Source organism: Zavarzinella sp. (assembly GCA_041399155.1).
In the GTDB taxonomy this organism is placed as follows: Bacteria; Planctomycetota; Planctomycetia; order Gemmatales; family Gemmataceae; genus JAWKTI01.
On the sequence record JAWKTI010000002.1, the window covers coordinates 497,783 to 515,060 of the forward strand.

General features: G+C 48.4%; 16 protein-coding genes. 6 read left to right on the plus strand and 10 right to left on the minus strand.

Translation table 11 applies throughout. The features are described from left to right. Nucleotide 1: 1 nt before the first annotated feature. Together R3B84_12110 and R3B84_12115 are read right to left on the minus strand one after the other, a co-directional pair. The gene (locus R3B84_12110; GenBank protein ID MEZ6141305.1) at nt 2-211 is read right to left on the minus strand and encodes a hypothetical protein; all 210 of its coding nucleotides are present in this window, start codon (nt 209-211) and stop codon (nt 2-4) included. Beyond that, on the minus strand, nt 204-881 hold the full coding sequence (locus R3B84_12115; GenBank protein ID MEZ6141306.1) for a hypothetical protein: 678 nt from the start codon (nt 879-881) through the stop codon (nt 204-206). Before R3B84_12115 ends, R3B84_12110 begins: the two co-directional genes overlap by 8 nt. 93 nt (nt 882-974) lie before the next feature. On the opposite strand from R3B84_12115, the gene R3B84_12120 reads away from it, so the two are divergent. Continuing rightward, complete coding sequence (locus R3B84_12120) at nt 975-1,433, plus strand: helix-turn-helix domain-containing protein (protein MEZ6141307.1); 459 nt, start codon at nt 975-977, stop codon at nt 1,431-1,433. Continuing rightward, a complete protein-coding gene (locus R3B84_12125; GenBank protein ID MEZ6141308.1) occupies nt 1,414-2,109 on the plus strand; it encodes an IS630 family transposase in 696 nt (231 codons plus the stop codon). Before R3B84_12120 ends, R3B84_12125 begins: the two co-directional genes overlap by 20 nt. A 14-nt stretch (nt 2,110-2,123) precedes the next feature. On the opposite strand, the gene R3B84_12130 is transcribed toward R3B84_12125, so the two are convergent. The 3 genes from R3B84_12130 to R3B84_12140 all read right to left on the minus strand — a co-directional run bounded on the left by R3B84_12130 (nt 2,124) and on the right by R3B84_12140 (nt 5,515). Beyond that, entirely contained in the window at nt 2,124-2,744 is a 621-nt protein-coding gene (locus R3B84_12130) for a hypothetical protein (GenBank protein MEZ6141309.1), read from the minus strand. 183 nt (nt 2,745-2,927) lie between these two features. Next, complete coding sequence (locus R3B84_12135) at nt 2,928-4,142, minus strand: DUF790 family protein (GenBank protein ID MEZ6141310.1); 1,215 nt, start codon at nt 4,140-4,142, stop codon at nt 2,928-2,930. 2 nt (nt 4,143-4,144) lie between these two features. Beyond that, nucleotides 4,145-5,515 carry a DEAD/DEAH box helicase family protein gene (locus R3B84_12140; GenBank protein MEZ6141311.1) on the minus strand — a complete coding sequence of 457 codons (1,371 nt, stop codon included), beginning with the start codon at nt 5,513-5,515 and terminating at the stop codon, nt 4,145-4,147. A 137-nt stretch (nt 5,516-5,652) separates the two neighbouring features. Here R3B84_12140 and pckA point away from each other — a divergent pair, with 137 nt between their 5' ends. Then, a complete protein-coding gene (gene pckA / locus R3B84_12145) occupies nt 5,653-7,242 on the plus strand; it encodes a phosphoenolpyruvate carboxykinase (ATP) (protein MEZ6141312.1) in 1,590 nt (529 codons plus the stop codon). Here pckA and R3B84_12150 read toward each other — a convergent pair whose 3' ends face one another. From R3B84_12150 to R3B84_12170, 5 genes are all read right to left on the minus strand, one after another. Then, nucleotides 7,243-7,575: a cystatin domain-containing protein gene (locus R3B84_12150; protein ID MEZ6141313.1), complete on the minus strand. Its 333-nt coding sequence runs from the start codon at nt 7,573-7,575 to the stop codon at nt 7,243-7,245. 18 nt (nt 7,576-7,593) lie between these two features. Beyond that, a complete protein-coding gene (locus R3B84_12155; protein MEZ6141314.1) occupies nt 7,594-9,435 on the minus strand; it encodes a hypothetical protein in 1,842 nt (613 codons plus the stop codon). After that, entirely contained in the window at nt 9,432-10,166 is a 735-nt protein-coding gene (locus R3B84_12160) for a hypothetical protein (GenBank protein ID MEZ6141315.1), read from the minus strand. The genes R3B84_12155 and R3B84_12160 overlap by 4 nt, the downstream gene beginning before the upstream one ends. 16 nt (nt 10,167-10,182) lie before the next feature. Beyond that, the gene (locus R3B84_12165; protein ID MEZ6141316.1) at nt 10,183-10,800 is read right to left on the minus strand and encodes a hypothetical protein; all 618 of its coding nucleotides are present in this window, start codon (nt 10,798-10,800) and stop codon (nt 10,183-10,185) included. A gap of 476 nt (nt 10,801-11,276) precedes the next feature. Beyond that, nucleotides 11,277-13,616: a fused MFS/spermidine synthase gene (locus tag R3B84_12170; GenBank protein ID MEZ6141317.1), complete on the minus strand. Its 2,340-nt coding sequence runs from the start codon at nt 13,614-13,616 to the stop codon at nt 11,277-11,279. Between the two features lie 180 nt (nt 13,617-13,796). Between R3B84_12170 and egtB the strand changes: the two genes are divergently transcribed. Genes egtB through R3B84_12185 form a run of 3 tightly spaced genes read left to right on the plus strand, consistent with a single transcriptional unit; the run spans nt 13,797 to nt 17,270 of the window. Next, nucleotides 13,797-15,008 carry an ergothioneine biosynthesis protein EgtB gene (gene egtB, locus R3B84_12175; GenBank protein MEZ6141318.1) on the plus strand — a complete coding sequence of 404 codons (1,212 nt, stop codon included), beginning with the start codon at nt 13,797-13,799 and terminating at the stop codon, nt 15,006-15,008. A gap of 13 nt (nt 15,009-15,021) precedes the next feature. Beyond that, nucleotides 15,022-15,747 (plus strand): ATP-binding cassette domain-containing protein, encoded by a 726-nt coding sequence (locus R3B84_12180; protein ID MEZ6141319.1) that lies wholly within the window; start codon nt 15,022-15,024, stop codon nt 15,745-15,747. Then, nucleotides 15,747-17,270: a glycine betaine ABC transporter substrate-binding protein gene (locus R3B84_12185; protein MEZ6141320.1), complete on the plus strand. Its 1,524-nt coding sequence runs from the start codon at nt 15,747-15,749 to the stop codon at nt 17,268-17,270. The genes R3B84_12180 and R3B84_12185 overlap by 1 nt, the downstream gene beginning before the upstream one ends. Nucleotides 17,271-17,278 lie beyond the last annotated feature (8 nt).

Consider the following 17,278-nt stretch of genomic DNA (forward strand, 5'->3'; position numbering starts at 1 on the left):
ATCACGCAGAAAATGATGCCAGTCGATTTTTTTCAGCACAGGCAATATTTTCTGCTGCCAGTGGCTGGCGTTTGTAAACGTAAACAGAATCTGGCAAGAGATCTTCGTTATCATCTGCCCGCATCGAATCGGAAACGGCCATCACATGCTGATGGATAATAAGATGGATGTTAGCCAGTGGCTGTAAACTGTTAAAACTCAGGTCATGCAACGATTAGTTCTTCCAAAACGGTAATGTGGTGTGGAAGAATCGCATCAGATTGAATCACGAACCCGTGAACTGAAAAAGGGTCACAGAACAAATCATCAATCCCTTTAGTGTCCACTTGCAACAGTGTGTAATTACCTGAAGGGATGCGGCCTTTGTTATCTGGAAGTAGTAGAAACCGCTCCGTTGCATGTTCGCGTTTCTCGAAGAGATGAATCCAACGGTGGGTCTCAGGGAATTTGGTTGTATTCACTTTTGTCAGCCGACCAGGCTTAAGTCCAGAAGCCATGATACTATCAAGGTGCTTTGTTGGAGTTGTATGATACATTAAAACTGGTTTCGGCTGAGGCAGCATATCGAAAATAACAAGGTGTGTCTCTTGGAACTGTTCTCCGTTCTTTCGTTCAATGGTAATGGGCCTCAAATGCCCAAAAGCTTGAAGAGCTTGTAGCTGTGCTTCCTGATCTTCCGTCAACGTGTCCTCACCGTACCAACGCGTTTGAAATGCGAAAGGGGGGATGAATGCAGTTGGTGTGGAACGCCACTCATAGAAATCCGCAGAACGATCTACTGGCCAACAATCGTTGGTGATCACAAGAAATACACGGTACAAGATCGCTTGAAACTGAGGGTGTAGCATTGGATTTCGCGCTGGCTCGATGCTCCCGTCCATTTCGTGTTTCATACTAGTGCTTTGTCACATCTAAAAAGTCGGATTGGCAATTCCAGTCAAATCTGCGATACTGCATGGTACAAGGAGTTTGCCATGCGGAAGTTGTATATCATTCGACTGACAAAGCAAGAACGAGTCGAGCTTCAGAGTGTCGTCAAGAAGTTGAAGGGAACCGGGCAGAAAGTTCGACGTGCTCAGATTCTGCTGAAGGCAGATGCCGATGGTCCGAATTGGACTGATGAGCGTATTGCCGAGGCGTTTTCGTGTCGGACTAGAACCGTGGAACGGCTTCGCCAGCGGTTCGTCGAGCAAGGATTTGAAGAAACACTCAACCGAGCTAAACGTCAGCAACCACCCGTGGATAAGCTATTGACGGGCGACCAAGAGGCCCGCATCATCGCGACTCGGCTTGGGCCGCCTCCGAAAGGCTACAACAACTGGACGCTTCGGTTGCTGGCACGCAAGGTCGTGGAGTTGGAAATCGTGGAGTCGGTGAGCTACGAAACGGTCCGACGCACGCTAAAAAAATGGCATGACGAATCGGAAGATTGAATATTGGGTGATTCCTCCGGAGGCGGACGCCGAGTTTGTCGCCCATATGGAAGATGTGCTGGAAACCTACGAAAAACCGTACGATCCGAACGTGCCGGTCCTGTGCATGGACGAACAACCGGTGCAGTTGTTGAAAGAAACACGCGTTCCTATTCCCGCCACGGCCCAACATGCCAAGCGGGTTGACTACGAATACGAACGAGCGGGCACGGCGGCTATCTTCATGTTTACCGAACCGCTGGTCGGTTGGCGTGAAGTCTCCGTTCGCGAACGGAGGACGAAGATTGACTGGGCCATCGAAATGGCTCGGTTGTTGGAGGGTCGCTATGCGTCATGTGCCAAAGTGATCGTGGTGTGTGACAACCTCAACACCCACACCAAGGGCGCGTTCTATGAAGCGTTTGAACCCGTGCAAGTGCGGACCTTGGTTCGACGGATCGAATTCTGCTACACACCCAAGCATGGAAGTTGGCTGAACATCGCAGAGAATGAACTGAGTTCGTTAACCCGCCAATGTGTCGCGGACCGTCGCTTTGAAGATGTTGCCACTTTGAGTGAAGAAACCGAGGCATGGTCGAACGATGTCAACACCACACAGCGTGGCGTTGACTGGCAAATGAAGATCGACGAAGCACGAACGAAATTAAAATCGGTTTACCCGACAATTAAGTCGTGACAGAGCACTAGGTTTCAGGAGTTCTTGACCTTCCACACTGCAGCGCGAGGTTGAGCGTTCGCGGTCTCAGAATAGTGGCCCCTTCCCATGCAGTAGAGGTCGTGTAGCGGGTAGCGAGCCCAAAGAAGAAGCGTTTCAACCACTTTGCGAGCGTCGGATACCACTTCAACTGCCTTCCTCTCGTTCAGGTACAGTTCAAGCCAGTCGGGAAAGCTGTGTTCTTCCTGTTCGCAGCCCGTGTCAATGTAGCACTGTTCACCTACCCAAGTCTTGCCGTGTGCCAGCCTGTCCCTCATACTGAACGCTTCTTTGGCGGTCTTGAACGGTGGCTCGGTGAAGTCTGGCGTTTTGCTGCCAAGTGCCGCAACCTCGATGAGCTTTTTTTCCCATCCGCCCTTTTTTCGTTCGTCCTTTGCCCAGTCTTCGATTTGTTCAAGCCCAATGTGGTTAACGACGGCTTCGACCGCGAAGGCAGAGAAGATCACTGCACTTGCATAGTGATAGTTCCGGCCCCGGTTGTGGTCGTATTTCTCAACCAGCTTAGCAGCTTCTAGGGAGTTGTCTGCGGCAATTAATAGATAGCAGTATGGGTAGAACTCTGTGTACCCTTCCATAAATGCTGGCCTGCGTTTCATGTTCGATCCACTTCGGTTGTATAGTTGTAACTATGTAGACACGTTTCGTGCAGAAAACGTTCACCACAATCGCGGAAGATTCTAAACACACTTGCACTACTATCCTGGCTGATGGTTTACTTCCTCTTCGATGCACCCCACGTGGGAGATTTGTGCTGAGTATGATCGACGACACTGAAAAAATCACGCAGAAAATGATGCCAGGCGATTTTTTTCAGCACAGGCAATAATTTCTGCTGCCAGTGGCTGGCGTTTGTAAACGTAAACAGAATCTGGCAAAAGATCTTCGTTATCATCTGCCCGCATCGAATCGGAAACGGCCATCACATGCTGATGGGGGTAAACTGCCGCCAATCGCTGTAAATCTTTCTGAATATTGCCTTTACGCCAATAGCCGCGAATTTCTACCCAGACAATATAGCCACTGGGTTGGTGCATCAACGTGAAATCGGGCACCCAGATTTTGTCCCCCAAGCGTACAAGATCGGCTTCTTGGATCACCTGCCAGTCACCTGCCAGTTTTTGCAGACCCTGCAGCACCAGTTTTACTTCCAGTGGCTGGTAATCCCCATAATCCACCAGGTGAGATCGCAAACCAAAGCGATTGGTCAATTGAAAGACTTTTTCAACTTTTTTGGGCCCCCAGTATATTTTTGCAGTCAGCTCAAAGTCTTTGCAATGCAGCAGATGTGGGAGAAAGTTAGCCAACTGCACCCCATATTTCTGCGTCGATCGAAACAGGCTCAGTGGGCCATCCAGTTCAATACGAAACTGGTCTTCGCTGATTGCAGTCACCTGGGCAATCAGGCGGTGGAAATTTATTGCCCGAAACAACTGGCGATAGCGGGCAGGAATCTCTTTTTGTAACAGAATGGTAACATGATAGGCCCGCCCCAGCATCGATTGTGCCAGCGCCAAGTTATAGCGATTCATCAGCCATTCGCTGGTGCATGCTTCAAACGCAATCAGCCGCTGTTCCGCAACCAGATCAGCTAAAAATGCCTGTTCCAGCACTTCAGGGTTCGTTTGCAGGTCTTCCGCAACCCGATTCATAATCACAGTGCGATCAAACTGCTGCCCACTTCTGCGGGATTCGGTAGCAAAAGTGAAAAGTTTCTCACGAATTTCTGACGGGGGCAGTTCCGATTGGGCTTCAAATTCGCACCGATCCATCAACAGGTGGATGAAGCCATCCCGGATCATCTGCTGGGTAGAATTGTCGGAAGTCATCTGCTTGAACAGATCTTCCAGCTCCCCACGTGGGCAGCCGATGGAAGTTTGAATGATTTGAATTAACTGTTCAATTTCATCGAGCCAGCCACGGTCATTGGTGGGGAGATATTTCGGAATGATCAGTTCCTTCTGATTCCGAATCGGCAGAAGCTTTTGTGGCAACATGGTTATTCAAATGCCTGGTGTTGTCTACGGCGTTGGCTGATCCATTCTTCGGAAGTACCCCGCACCACGATTTCGTACAAAATTGATTGCTTGGTGCCCTGTTTTCGCAATAAACGCCCCAGTCGCTGGACATTTTCACGAATGGTGCCCGATCCAGAAAGCACAATGCCAATATTCGCATTCGGCACATCCACCCCTTCGTTCAATACCTGACTGGTAACCACGGTGTTATAGATGCCCTGGTGAAAGCGTTCCAGAATCTGCTTCCTTTCTGCAGATTTTGTCTGGTGGGTAATTGCTGGGACAAAAAATAAACGTGAAATGCGATACACTGTTGCATTGTCTGCGGTAAAGATAATCATTTGATCGCGGGCATGTTGTTGCAATAATTCCTGCAGACAGGCTAATTTAGCGGATGATTCTCGTTCGATTCTTTTCTGTTCGCGATAGGCCAGCATCGCACTGCGGCCTTCTGGTGAACGCGAAGATTCCAGAATAAAGCGTCGCCAGCCATCGGTACCATTCATTTGAATTCGATGGCTCGTGAGGAAGTTGCGGTATTCATCGCGTGCATTCTGATACTGTTCTGCTTCTTCTTCGGTCAGTTCCACATACCTGCGCTGGGTATCGTATCTGGCCAGAAAGTCGCCGGATAATTCCTGAATTTCCCGTCGATACACAATTGGTCCAATCAGCGGGTAATACAGTTCTTCCCCACCATCACTGCGTTCTGGTGTGGCAGTCAGTCCCAGGCGGTAGGGGGCAATTGCTGCCAATGCAGCCATCTGGCATGTAGGCCCAGGTAAATGGTGGCATTCATCGAATATCAACAATCCATATCGATTGCCCCACTGTTCTACATAGATGTAAGCCGAATCATATGTAGAAACAGTGATGGGTTGCAGATCGTGCGTGCCGCCACCTAACTGTCCAATGGGAATGCCAAAAGCCTGCGAAAGTTCCCAGGCCCACTGATGCAGCAGGTCAATTGTGGGGGTGACAACAAACGTCGGTCGGCCGCACTTCACGATAGCCAACATCGCGGTAAATGTTTTCCCGGTGCCCGTGGGAAGTACCACCACGCCACGACCTTTCTGCTGCCACCACGTATGCACTGCCTGTTCCTGATGCGGATAGGGTTGCCGGGAGGTTTGCAGCGTACAAGGAAAACGATCGTACAGACGGGCTTCATCGGTAAAGGCAAGTTTGCGTGCCACAAATAATTCGACAATTGCCCGGTAATAGCGTGCTTCTGCTCGTTCTGTTTCCGTGCGTGGGTCGAACATCACACCCGGCAGTTCTGCACGCAAAGTAGGTTCCCCACCAGTGACGATGATCGTACCACGGTCATACTGCAAACGAAATGGTTCCATAACTGTCAGGTTTCTCGCGTGGGGGAAACAATTCTCCACTTTTCAGCAGCGTGGTACTTCCCAGGAGAGAGCATACAATAACTGAAAGGTTATCTTACAGCCATTCCAACCAAATTGTGCTGCAACGAGGAACGATCGTGGAACGTTTCAATCTGAAAGATTATGAAATCACCGTGGAAGATATCTGCAGAAATACCGCACCGGCGGAATTATATGCGGAAGCGATTCGAGGTGATCACCTGGCAGCGATTTCATCGAATGGTGCACTGATTGCATATTCTGGTGACAAAACTGGCCGATCTCCCAAAGATAAGAGAATTCTGCGAGAGACACCCACAGAAAATGATATCTGGTGGGGTGCGGTCAATATTCCCATGGATGAACGTGGTTTTCAGGCGAACTTGGAGCGTGCCAAAGATTATTTAAACACCCGCAAACGCCTCTACTGTGTGGATGCCTTTGCAGGCTGGGATCCCAAATACCGCATTAAAGTGCGTGTGATCTGTTCTCGCCCGTATCATGCTTTGTTCATGCATACGATGCTGATTCGCCCCACCGATGAAGAGTTGGCAAATTTTGGCAAACCAGATGCAGTGATCTACAATGCGGGACAGTTCCCGGCGAATAAGTTCACCGAAGGGATGACATCCAAAACCAGCATCGACCTGAAACTCAGTACGCGGGAGATGGTGATCCTGGGTACGGAATATGCCGGCGAAATGAAGAAGGGTGTTTTCACGTTAATGAATTACTTCATGCCCGCAATCGGTGTGCTTTCGATGCACTGTTCGGCAACTGAAGATCGCGCCACCGGACAATGCAGCCTGCTATTTGGCTTGTCTGGCACTGGTAAGACCACGTTGTCTGCTGACCCCAAACGAAATCTGATTGGGGATGATGAACACTGCTGGAGTGATGACGGCATCTTCAACATCGAAGGTGGGTGCTATGCCAAGGCAGTTCACCTGAGCAAAGAAACCGAACCAGAGATTTATGAAGCCCTTCGCTTCGGTGCTGTGCTGGAAAACGTGGTGTACGATCAGGCGACCCACAAAGTAGATTTTGATGATACCCGCTTTACGGAAAACACCCGTGGTGCATATCCCATTGAATATATATCCAATGCGAAAATTCCCTGCATTTCCGGCCATCCCACTGATGTGATCTTTCTGACATGCGATGCTTATGGGGTGCTGCCACCTGTCAGTAAGTTGTCCCACGCACAGGCAATGTATCAGTTTATCAGTGGTTACACGGCCAAAGTAGCAGGCACTGAAATGGGCATTAAAGAGCCACAAGCAACGTTTTCACCATGTTTTGGTGGTCCATTCCTGGTGTGGCACCCGGCACGCTATGCCGAACTGCTTGCTTACCGCTTGAAGAAGCACCACTCGAACATCTGGCTTGTCAACACAGGCTGGTCTGGTGGGGGGTATGGAGTGGGCAAGCGAATGAAGCTGGAAATTACCAGAGCCATCATTGATGCGATCCACGATGGCTCACTGGCAACAATTCCCACTGTGGCTGATCCGATTTTTGGATTTCAGATTCCACAAAGTTGCCCCAATGTGCCTTCAGAAATATTGCTGCCACGTAACACATGGCCGCAAGGTGAACAATACGACCTGGCTGCAAAACACCTGGCAGAATTGTTCATCAAAAACTTTCAGCAATATGCAGATATTGCCGGGCAGGAAGTGGTGCAGGCAGGCCCGAAGGTGGGATAACTACTTTTGCCATTCCCACTTGGTAAGCTCACGTGTGCCATCCAGTTTTGCCCACACCACAATAATTGCTTCGCGAGACTTGTCACCTGTTTTGATCTGCAATTTCAGTCGATAGTTCCTGCCAGCAACCACTTGTGCTTCAGCCGAAAGTATTTTTTCCAGCTTCCCATCCTCTTTTTTGAATTGTTCTTTCATGGCAAACTCTGCGATCTTCTTCACTTCTGCATCATCAACAGGTACTTTGCGATAACCCCCCACCTGGGCCTGTGCATGTGAAAATAAAACAGTGGCTGCAATCAAAACAGCCCACCCAATAATAAATTGACGCACCATCTGAACTTCTCCTGGTAATTACGATTCACCCGTTTTCTTTTTCGAAGCAGACTTCTTTGCCGGTTTCTTAGTTGTTTCTTCAACTGCCTCTTCGGATGCTTTAGTTTTCTTAGTACTTTTCTTTGGTGCCGCTTCAGCAGGTGGCGAATCTGCTTCTTCTTCTGCCACTGGTTTCGCTTTCGACTTCCTGGTGACAGCCGCTTTTTTTGCTGGTGTAGGAGCCGGTTCTTCAGTTACCGGAGCGTCTTCAACTACTTCAGGTGCCCTAGTTTCGCTTACTGGTGCTGTAACAGTTTCTGCAGGGGAATCGATTACCTGCTCTACCACGGGATCTGCAGTTGAGGCTGCTTTCTTTGGCGCCTTCGCTTTTGCGACAGCAGGTTTTGCGGCAGGTGCAGCACCGACCGGTGCCCAGCCTTTCGTGAAATATTCCGCGGCAAGTTCCTGCCAGAGTTCTTCGATTTGTTCGAGTGAATTGGACACGCGAATATCACGTTCCAAAGGCGTTTTTCGATTTGGGCTGTAATCTGTCAGGTGAACCACATAGGCGGGGTAATCGGGATTAATTGTTTCCTTGTTTGTTTTCCACATCACCAGTTTGCGAACCATTGTACTTTCTTTGAGAACTTTGGTTTGCACTTCTCTTTTCAGCACTGTGCTTGCAGGAAGACTTAATTCGCGGGCATCACGATCGGTGAATGCCACTTCAACCAGATCGGTAATCTGTTTGATGCGAATATCGTGCTGTACAAATTGTTTGTCTTCACGTTTTCGCAAAAACTGTGGCGATATCAAGCCAACCATCGGCAAACGGCGAACGATCCCATAATGCTGCTTTGCAGAATCCCACTGCAGAACCATTTTGTTGACCGATTGCCCACGCGTGGAAGTGGTGATCAGATCCAATACGCTGATTTCAACAATCCACTCTGGCTTCACCATATGGTAGGCCACCTGATCGTTGACTTCGGCGTAATCGCTGGAGACAATCATGTCTTTCAGATCGCTGAGAAAATTACGTCGATCATCATTCGTAAAACCGCCCCCCACGTGGCCGATGATGTGCAGGCAACCGTCTTCCCGCATTACTGCCAGTAACAGATCGTGCAGCATACCTACACGATCATCGGTGCTTTCGGTAAAGCCAATCACCACAGCATCAAGTGTGTGTCGTGGCTTGATCTTGCTGAAGCCAACTTCCTCACTGCGGACAACAATACCTTCGGCACCGCCATCAACGTATTTGCGAAAGTGCTTCTGGATTTCCGTAGCATTCGTGCATTCGTGAGTTTCTACCAGATGACACATTTCGCCCTGGGCAAAGATTGCATTGAGTTTTTCCCAACGAATGCTGTATTGTGGTCCAGAGAATTGCTCGCCATCGCATTCCAGAAGATCAAACACCGCTAGGCACAGGTGCGATAACTCCTCGACAGATGCTGGCTGACGTGCCGCACGACTGATGTCGTGCACGCGGGAGCGTTTACCAGGATCTTTCTTGAAATAATATTCTGCAGCGACAACAGCGTTTTTAATACCTGCACGTTGAAAATGCTGGGCGGCTTCCTTCAATGCAGGCAGGCCAGTACGCACAGTGCCACCGGGATTGACGAGGAAGCATTCACCATCCAGATAAAATAACAGATCAAATTCACCATCAACCTTCAAACTGAGGTAATATTTTGATTCCGGGTATTCCTTGGGAATATCTTTCTCTTCGCGGGCACGCATTGCACCAGCTACCAGACGACGATAATCCTGAGCACGATTTACAAGCAGTGGATCTCGCAGGGCTGTGGCAGAACCTACAGCATATTCACCCATCAAGATTTCCATACGTCCTGGGTCGATCATTTTCATTGTGCTTTCTCCACTGCGGTTGATGTGGGGGCCTCAGGTACTTTCAGTTCCATATTGGATAAATGTAAGATCAGGCAGTATTCACTGCCTTTCGTGCGTCCTTCCAGGAAGCCACGGTAAGGGACTGCACCACGGCGAAGTACCAGTTGCTGCAATCCTTTCGGGCCAGCACCAAGCAATAACATACTGTTTTTTTCTTCTAGTTCTTTGGCAATGTCAAAAAGGAAATCGTACGTCAAACCGTTGATGTGCACGATCTGCATTTTCGATGCAATCACAAACTTACGATACACTTCCTGCTTGGAAAACAGCTTCCCACTATACTTCAGGGGGACTTCTTCCGACACGTTCACTTCTGGAGATTGTTTGGGCCGTGTCAGTTTCACCGATCCATCAGGATTGCGGACAATTTCCATCTGCGTGACACTATGTACAATTTCCTGATCTGAATTTACATAAACTCGCGAAGTATCACGCAAAAAACTACCATATAATTCCACATTCAGTTCAGGATCTTCATTAATCAGATTCTGAGCAAGCTGTTCTGTATTATTGTCTGCGGCGGCAAGCAACAACTCAAAACTCTTATCAAGCGTTCCCTTCATGATTCTGGCTGTGCCCGCCTGACGATTGGATTCATCGATCCAACGCACCCGCATTGATGTGCGAACACTTTCTGCTTTGACTTGCGAATCGCGATTTTTACTATTCGATATACTAATTACTGGCATCTGGGTTCTCTTTATGTTACATCATGGAGAAATCTAAAATATCGTCTTCATCGTCCGTGCTTTCAGCAGCATCTTCCACCACTTCTGCAGTGTTCTGAAAGCCAATAAACTCCAGCCGGGTTGGGCTGCCGACACAAAGAAATATTACCCCGTCGGCATTGGCCAGCAGAAAACCAGCAGAAGAGTTGAGTCCCCCACGGTAACTGAATGGGAATTGAAAGATTCTACCATCCTTCAGTGCCGTAACCAGTTCCGGGTGCTGTTCTTCGGCCTGCAAATGGTACACCAGATTAATGTTGTGGGATAAATATTCTTCGATGCTGACTTCAGTGAGTTCTGTCACTGGTGCATCAAATGTAGACTTCACAGGCGTAATCGGGTTGCCTTGCACATCGATTGCTTTCAGTTCATTTTTTTTCCGCCACAGTCCATCCGGGGAAAGATAGGCCAGCGATGTCCCACCTTTGCCTACGATGGTGTGTCCATCTCCAGACAATGTGGCCAATTCGCACTTCTTGCCAGAGTCGTCGTGCACTTCCGTTTCCACATATCCATACAGTTTTGTTCGATCAACTTTCTCGAGCTGAAAATCAATCGATTTGCCCTCGAACTCAATTACCAACGGCTTGGCCATGGCCAACCTCCCAGAACGTGGTTGTCGAAAAACATAGTCGTCATCGTAAACCTTCCTTTGGGCAGTTGCAAGCACCGTAGCGAAGTTTTCACATTTGTCCCCTATCCCCACTGGTTGCATCCGGTTAGTTACTTATCAGCACCAATCGATTTTGTGTGCACAGGAAATAATATTGCCTTCAGGGCACCCCAGTTGAGCAGAAATTTGCCATAAAATTGACAAATGGTGGAAAAAAGTTGGTTTTGGCGGAAATAATCAGATGGATGTTTGATTGAATGATTTCACGAAATAATTTTCAACTTTCCGCAAGTCCTTATTTTGGAATCACTTGCAACAATTTACTACCAAATCTCCAAAAAATTCAAAAATACTGCAAACCATTTTCTGTTTCAAACGTTTAATTAATAAGTGTACTTAGTGCCACTGTCACAGTGGTATCAAATGGAGTATAAGCGTGAGGTATCAAAGATTAATGTTTACTCATCCTGATTCAGCTTTATTGCCGACCATAGATCCACTCGGTCGTCTGTCCATAGTTTTCCTGAACGGGAACGGTACTGGGTAAAGCCACTCATTGGTGTTGCCAGCCAGCCAAAATCCTGTTCGCTTCGGGCCAGAATTACCCAGCGTGAGGGGAATTTTCCTTCTTTTTGTGCGGTATCACTGACCACCAGGTCATCATTCAGCCGCATTGCCAGTGGGGGTGTTTGTGCCTGAGCAATCCTGGCAACAACAGGTGCCAGATCGAAGTGCAGGTTCGATATATGCAGCAGTATCACGCCGCCTGGACGCAGTTTCTGCAGATAAAGAGCAAAGGCTTCTTGTGTGATCAAGTGCGTGGGGATGGCATCCGAAGAAAAGGCATCCAGCACCAGCAGATCAAAATGGTGATCGGGTATTTCAGCCATGCGGATTCGTGCATCTCCCACAATCATTTTGAGGTGGTGTGCCCGCGATTGCTGCAAGTAGCGAAAGTAAGTGCCTTTTTGTGCCAGTTTGATGACTACTGGATCTAATTCAAAAACAGTCCAGTCTTCATTGGGTCTGGCGTAATGCACCAGGGCACCCGTACCCAGCCCGACCACACCAATGTTGCGGGATTGATGAAATCTGCTGTTGTATTGTTCAAATACTTTGCCTGCAGGACCAGTGGGATAGTAGTAAGCAAGTGGGCGTCCGATATCATCCCACTTGCGATATGCGGCATGTTGCAGGCATGCCTGCATCAGGGGGTGCTGTACACAAAATATTTGTGCGTAGGCTGCAACATACTCTGGCCTGGTTTGAATGCGTTGTCGGCCATGCACCGTATTGCCATGTACCATCTGGTAGAGTTTGTGATCTGGTGACAAAGTAATTTTTACTTGCCCCAGTGTGCTTCGTTCCAGATAGACTACTTTGCCTTGAATGCCAGGGGAAAGTAAGTTCGCCAGGATGATAATGCTTAAACCAAGTGCATAGTGCAGGGGCTTTTGCACAAACAAGTAAGCGATTACACTGGGGAATCCCACGACGATTGTGGTCCGTACCATCGACGCTGGTAATGGAAAATCAGCAGGAAGATTCCCCAGCCAACGAGTGAATAAGGCCAGTTGTGCTGTGTATATCAAGCCCACGACCAGGCAGAGAAACAACAATACTGGGATGATTGATTTCCAGGTAATGAGTTTGTCTTTGGAAGCCCTCAACAGCAACGGTGCGACAAGAAAAATGGGATATTCCCAGAATCCGAGATGGCGAAAGAGGAGTGGTGCCATAAATGCATTGAATGCTCCACCAAGAACACCCCCCAGAGACATCAGCAAATAGTAATGCGTAAGTCGATCTGTTGTGGGTCTGACATTGGAAAGACGCACATGACAAACAAGGGCAGCAAGGAAAAACGAAATCAGGTGGATTGCAACAACAACAGTAACTGGTTCTGCCGCACCGGACAGGTAGGTAACCACCCAGGCGATCATGCAGATGCACAATGCTTTATCCAGCCAACGGATCGGAATTTGAAAATTCGGAAGAAATGCAATGATAAACGTCAGCAAGTATAAAATCAGGGGCAGTAGCCATAACATCGGAACGGGGGCAATATCAGTTGTAATTGCCTGGGTGACCCCACTTAGCAAGCTGGCGGGAATGAACGCCAGCAGCAACCAATACCCCCAGTGGCTTGATTGTCTGCTAGTTGTGCTTTCAGCATCAGTGTGGTTGCCATCCTGGGAAATAATTTTCCCGGGACGTTGGCATCCCACATAAATACCAGTGAACACTAGTGCGATTAAGAATGCAACATAGAGGTATTGCCACAGTTTTACTTGTTCGCTAAGGCCGTATCGAACTTCCAGCCAGAAGGGATATGCAATCAGTACCAGCATGCATCCTGCATTGCTTACCACAGACAAAAAATATGGGTCGTTCGCCTTGCGGTGGTTTGTATAAGTAAACCACTTTTGCAGCAAAGGGCTGGTGATCGCAACAATAAACAGCGGAAAGCCGACTGTTTTTACCAGTTCCTTCAGCAGCCAGACGCTCAGATAGCTGTCTGGTACTGCCGAAGTAGAAGCTTGAATGGGCATGGTGAAGAAACACAGCGTTGCCAGGAGCAAATGGATAATTACTTGTAAAACGCGAGAACAATACTTCGTAAGTATGTGGCAATACAAGTAACCAGCCAGCAGCGTGGCCTGAAAAAATACCAGGCAGGTTGTCCAGACAGCCGGGGAGCCACCTAACTTAGGGAGTAGCAATCGCCCCACGATAGGTTGAATGGAGAACAACAGCATCGCACTGAACAGCAACGTGCAAGCAAACAACAACGCCACGGGGGATTCCTCGACAGGTTCTAGTAAATGATCGGAATTTCGCAGGGAAATGTCTGGTGACTGCGGTAGAAACTTCCAGAACAATCAAAAAAGTTTGAAGTTTTTGTGCAACTGCCCTGATACCACTTTGAGAAATTGACTGACTTCGGTATCACAGAAAAGGATGAAAACGGTAGAGAAATGGTGAATCTCGAGCAATATCATAAGGTACGCAATCAGACATTACTGCTCTGCGAACACCTGTCGTCAGAAGATTGTCAATTACAATCGATGCCGGACGCCAGTCCTGCGAAATGGCACCTGGCACACACCACCTGGTTCTTCGAAGCTTTTCTGCTCAATGAATTACCGGGGTATCGTCCATTTTCGTTGGACTTCCAGTACCTGTTTAACTCGTATTACAATTCGCTGGGTGAGAGACATCCCCGCCATCAGCGTGGTTTGTTATCTCGACCAAATCTAACAGAAATACTTCAGTATCGATCACATGTGGATGCTGCAATAGCAGATTACACCGAGCGAAAAATCGCCATTAATTTTCAGTTACTTGAACTCGGGTTACACCACGAACAGCAACACCAGGAATTATTACTGACCGATATCAAACATGCCCTGAGTTGTAACCCACTTTATCCCAAGTATGCCCCACCAGTTGATGGTGCTTCTCCAGGTGTTATGCCCCACCAGTGGCTGAAGATGGAGGCGGGATTATTTGAGTTTGGCAGTGCAGGTGGTTCGTTCTGTTTCGACAACGAAACGCCATTGCACCGTGGCTACTTGCACAATTTTGCCATCGCGAATCGCTCTGTAACTAATGAAGAGTACCTACAATTCATACAGGATGGTGGCTATCAACGTCCAGAATTATGGCTTTCGGATGGCTGGTATGTGAAAGAATCTCAGCAGTGGCAGGCACCAATGTACTGGATCGCCAACGATACTGGCTGGGAATCGTTTACTCTTCACGGCAGATTGCCCATCAACCCGCATGAGCCTGTCTGCCACATTTCATATTACGAGGCAGATGCATACGCACGTTGGGCAGGTGGGCGATTACCCACAGAATTTGAGTGGGAACACGCAGCTCGTTCTGGTGTTCATGCTGGCAATTTTCTGGAGAGTGGCCAGTACCACCCCGCTGTGCAAGTGATGCACAATTTTTTTGGGGACATTTGGGAATGGACATCCAGTGCCTATTCTGCATACCCTGGCTATCAGCCACTTCCGGGTGCCGTCGGGGAATATAACGGCAAGTTCATGTGCAATCAATTTGTGCTTCGTGGAGGATCCTGTCTAACTCCATCCAGCCATATCAGGCCAACATATCGGAATTTTTTTCATCCCGACAAACGCTGGCAAATGACGGGCATTCGGCTGGTGAAGAATCTTTGAGGGGTAACCAGCGATGATACAGACAACCAAACTATCGAAAGCTTATGGATCACATCTGGTGCTCGCTCCCTTGAATCTGCAGTTTGCAGAAAATGAATGCACTGTACTGCTGGGAACCAGTGGCAGCGGCAAATCAACCGTGCTGCAATTACTTGCTGGATTGATATCCCCCACCACAGGTGAGATATCAATTGATGGGACACGATTGACAAAACAGAATGCACGCACTACCCGCCAGCGAATAGGGTATGTTTTGCAGGAAGGTGGGCTGTTCCCACACCTTACAGCGGAACAAAATATTCGTCTGGTTGCAGAAAACTGGAACATGGAAGAGCTATTGTTTGTCAAACGATATCGAGAATTATGTGCCTTGACGCAACTTCCGTTGGAGACTTTACAACGTTACCCGGCAGAATTGTCCGGCGGGCAACGGCAACGAGTGGCTTTGATGCGTGCTCTCATTCACCAGCCAAAATATCTTTTGCTTGATGAGCCATTAGGTGCATTGGACCCACTGACCAGGTGGGAAATGCAGCAGGAATTAAAGCAGATTTTTCTGCAATTGCGAAGTACCGTCATTCTGGTTACCCACGATATTGCGGAAGCTGCCTGGTTTGCGGATCGGATTATTCTGTTCCAACATGGAATAGTACAACAGAATGGCACCTTTCAGGAACTGCGGGCTGCACCCGCGAATGATTATGTTGCCCGATATCTGCAAACCCAGAGGGCAATTTGATGACCACCTGGAGCTGGCCGAAAATGGCATTGTGTGTGGTAGTGCTGGGCATGCTTGCTTTTGTGCCCATTCAACGCCAGAATGCACAAATACAAATCGGTTCAAAAAAGTTTACCGAATCGGTAATTCTTGGTGAAATCCTGACTATCCTCGGTCAACAACAAAAGATTAGTACGCTGCACTTGAAAGAATTGGGTGGGACGCGATTGTTGTTCGATTCGCTGGTTCATGGGGAAATCGACCTCTATCCAGAGTACATTGGCACCATTGAAAAGGAAATACTGGCAGGGGATAGTTCTGAAGAGGCAATCGAAATTCGCCTCGAGAAACGTGGTCTCCGCCTGGGGCCAAAACTGGGATTCAATAACACGTACGCACTGGCAATGGCCGCAGCCACTGCCAGACAATTAAAAATTTCCAGAATCAGTGATTTGAAGAATCATCTCAATCTGCGATTTGGTTTCAGTAACGAATTTCTTGATCGTGGTGATGGCTGGAAGTCGTTGCAGGCGCATTATCGGCTGCCACATCAGGAAGTACGCGGGATGGACCACGATATTGCCTATCGACAACTGGCTGCAGGAAGCATTGATGTAATCGATGTTTACACCACAGATGCAGCGATTGTTCGTGAACAGTTAGTGGTGCTGGAAGATGATCTGCAGTTTTTCCCCAGGTACGATGCGGTGATTCTGTACCGTACAGACCTGGAAGAAAGGTTCCCAAAGTTTGTAGAAATGTTCAGAAAAATTCGAATTGATGAACCTTTGATGATGTCCATGAATCAAAAGGTGGACAGTGGTGAGCAGTCCGAAGCACAAGTTGCTGGGGATTTTCTGGCAGAAATGCTCGGAATTGCACCATTAGCACAGAAAGAATCCTGGCAGCAGCGTGTCTGGCAGCGAACCATCGAACATGTTGATCTGGTGCGGAAGTCGATGTTCCTGGCAATCGTCATTGGTCTAGCGTTGGGGATCATAGCTTTTCAGAATCCCAGGTGCTGCCAACTTATCCTGGCTGTTACAGGGTTATTCCAAACTATCCCGGCAATCGCGTTGCTTGTGCTGTTGATACCGGTGGCCGCCGCACTTGGTCTGCAAAGCCTGGGCCTAGCATCCCAGACTGCAATATTTGCTTTGGTAGCGTACTCTTTACTACCAATAGTGCGTAACACCGTTGCTGGCCTGGAAGCAACACCCAGAGATATTGAGATTTCTGCTGTTGCGATAGGACTATCCCCGGCAACAACTTTTCTGAAGGTTCGGTTACCATTAGCCAGTCCAACAATCCTTGCTGGCATTTCTACGGCAATGGTACAGAACATTGGATTTGCGGCCCTGGGTGCTTTGATAGGTGCTGGTGGCTATGGGCAGACGATCCTTACGGGCATCCGGTTGAACAGCACTGCATTAATTCTGGAAGGGGCAATCCCTGCCGCATTACTGGCAGTTTTGTCGTTATTTTTGTTTTCTGGACTGGAGCGAATCCTGATACCACGTGGGATCAGAAAACGTGCCGTCTAGTTGTTTTT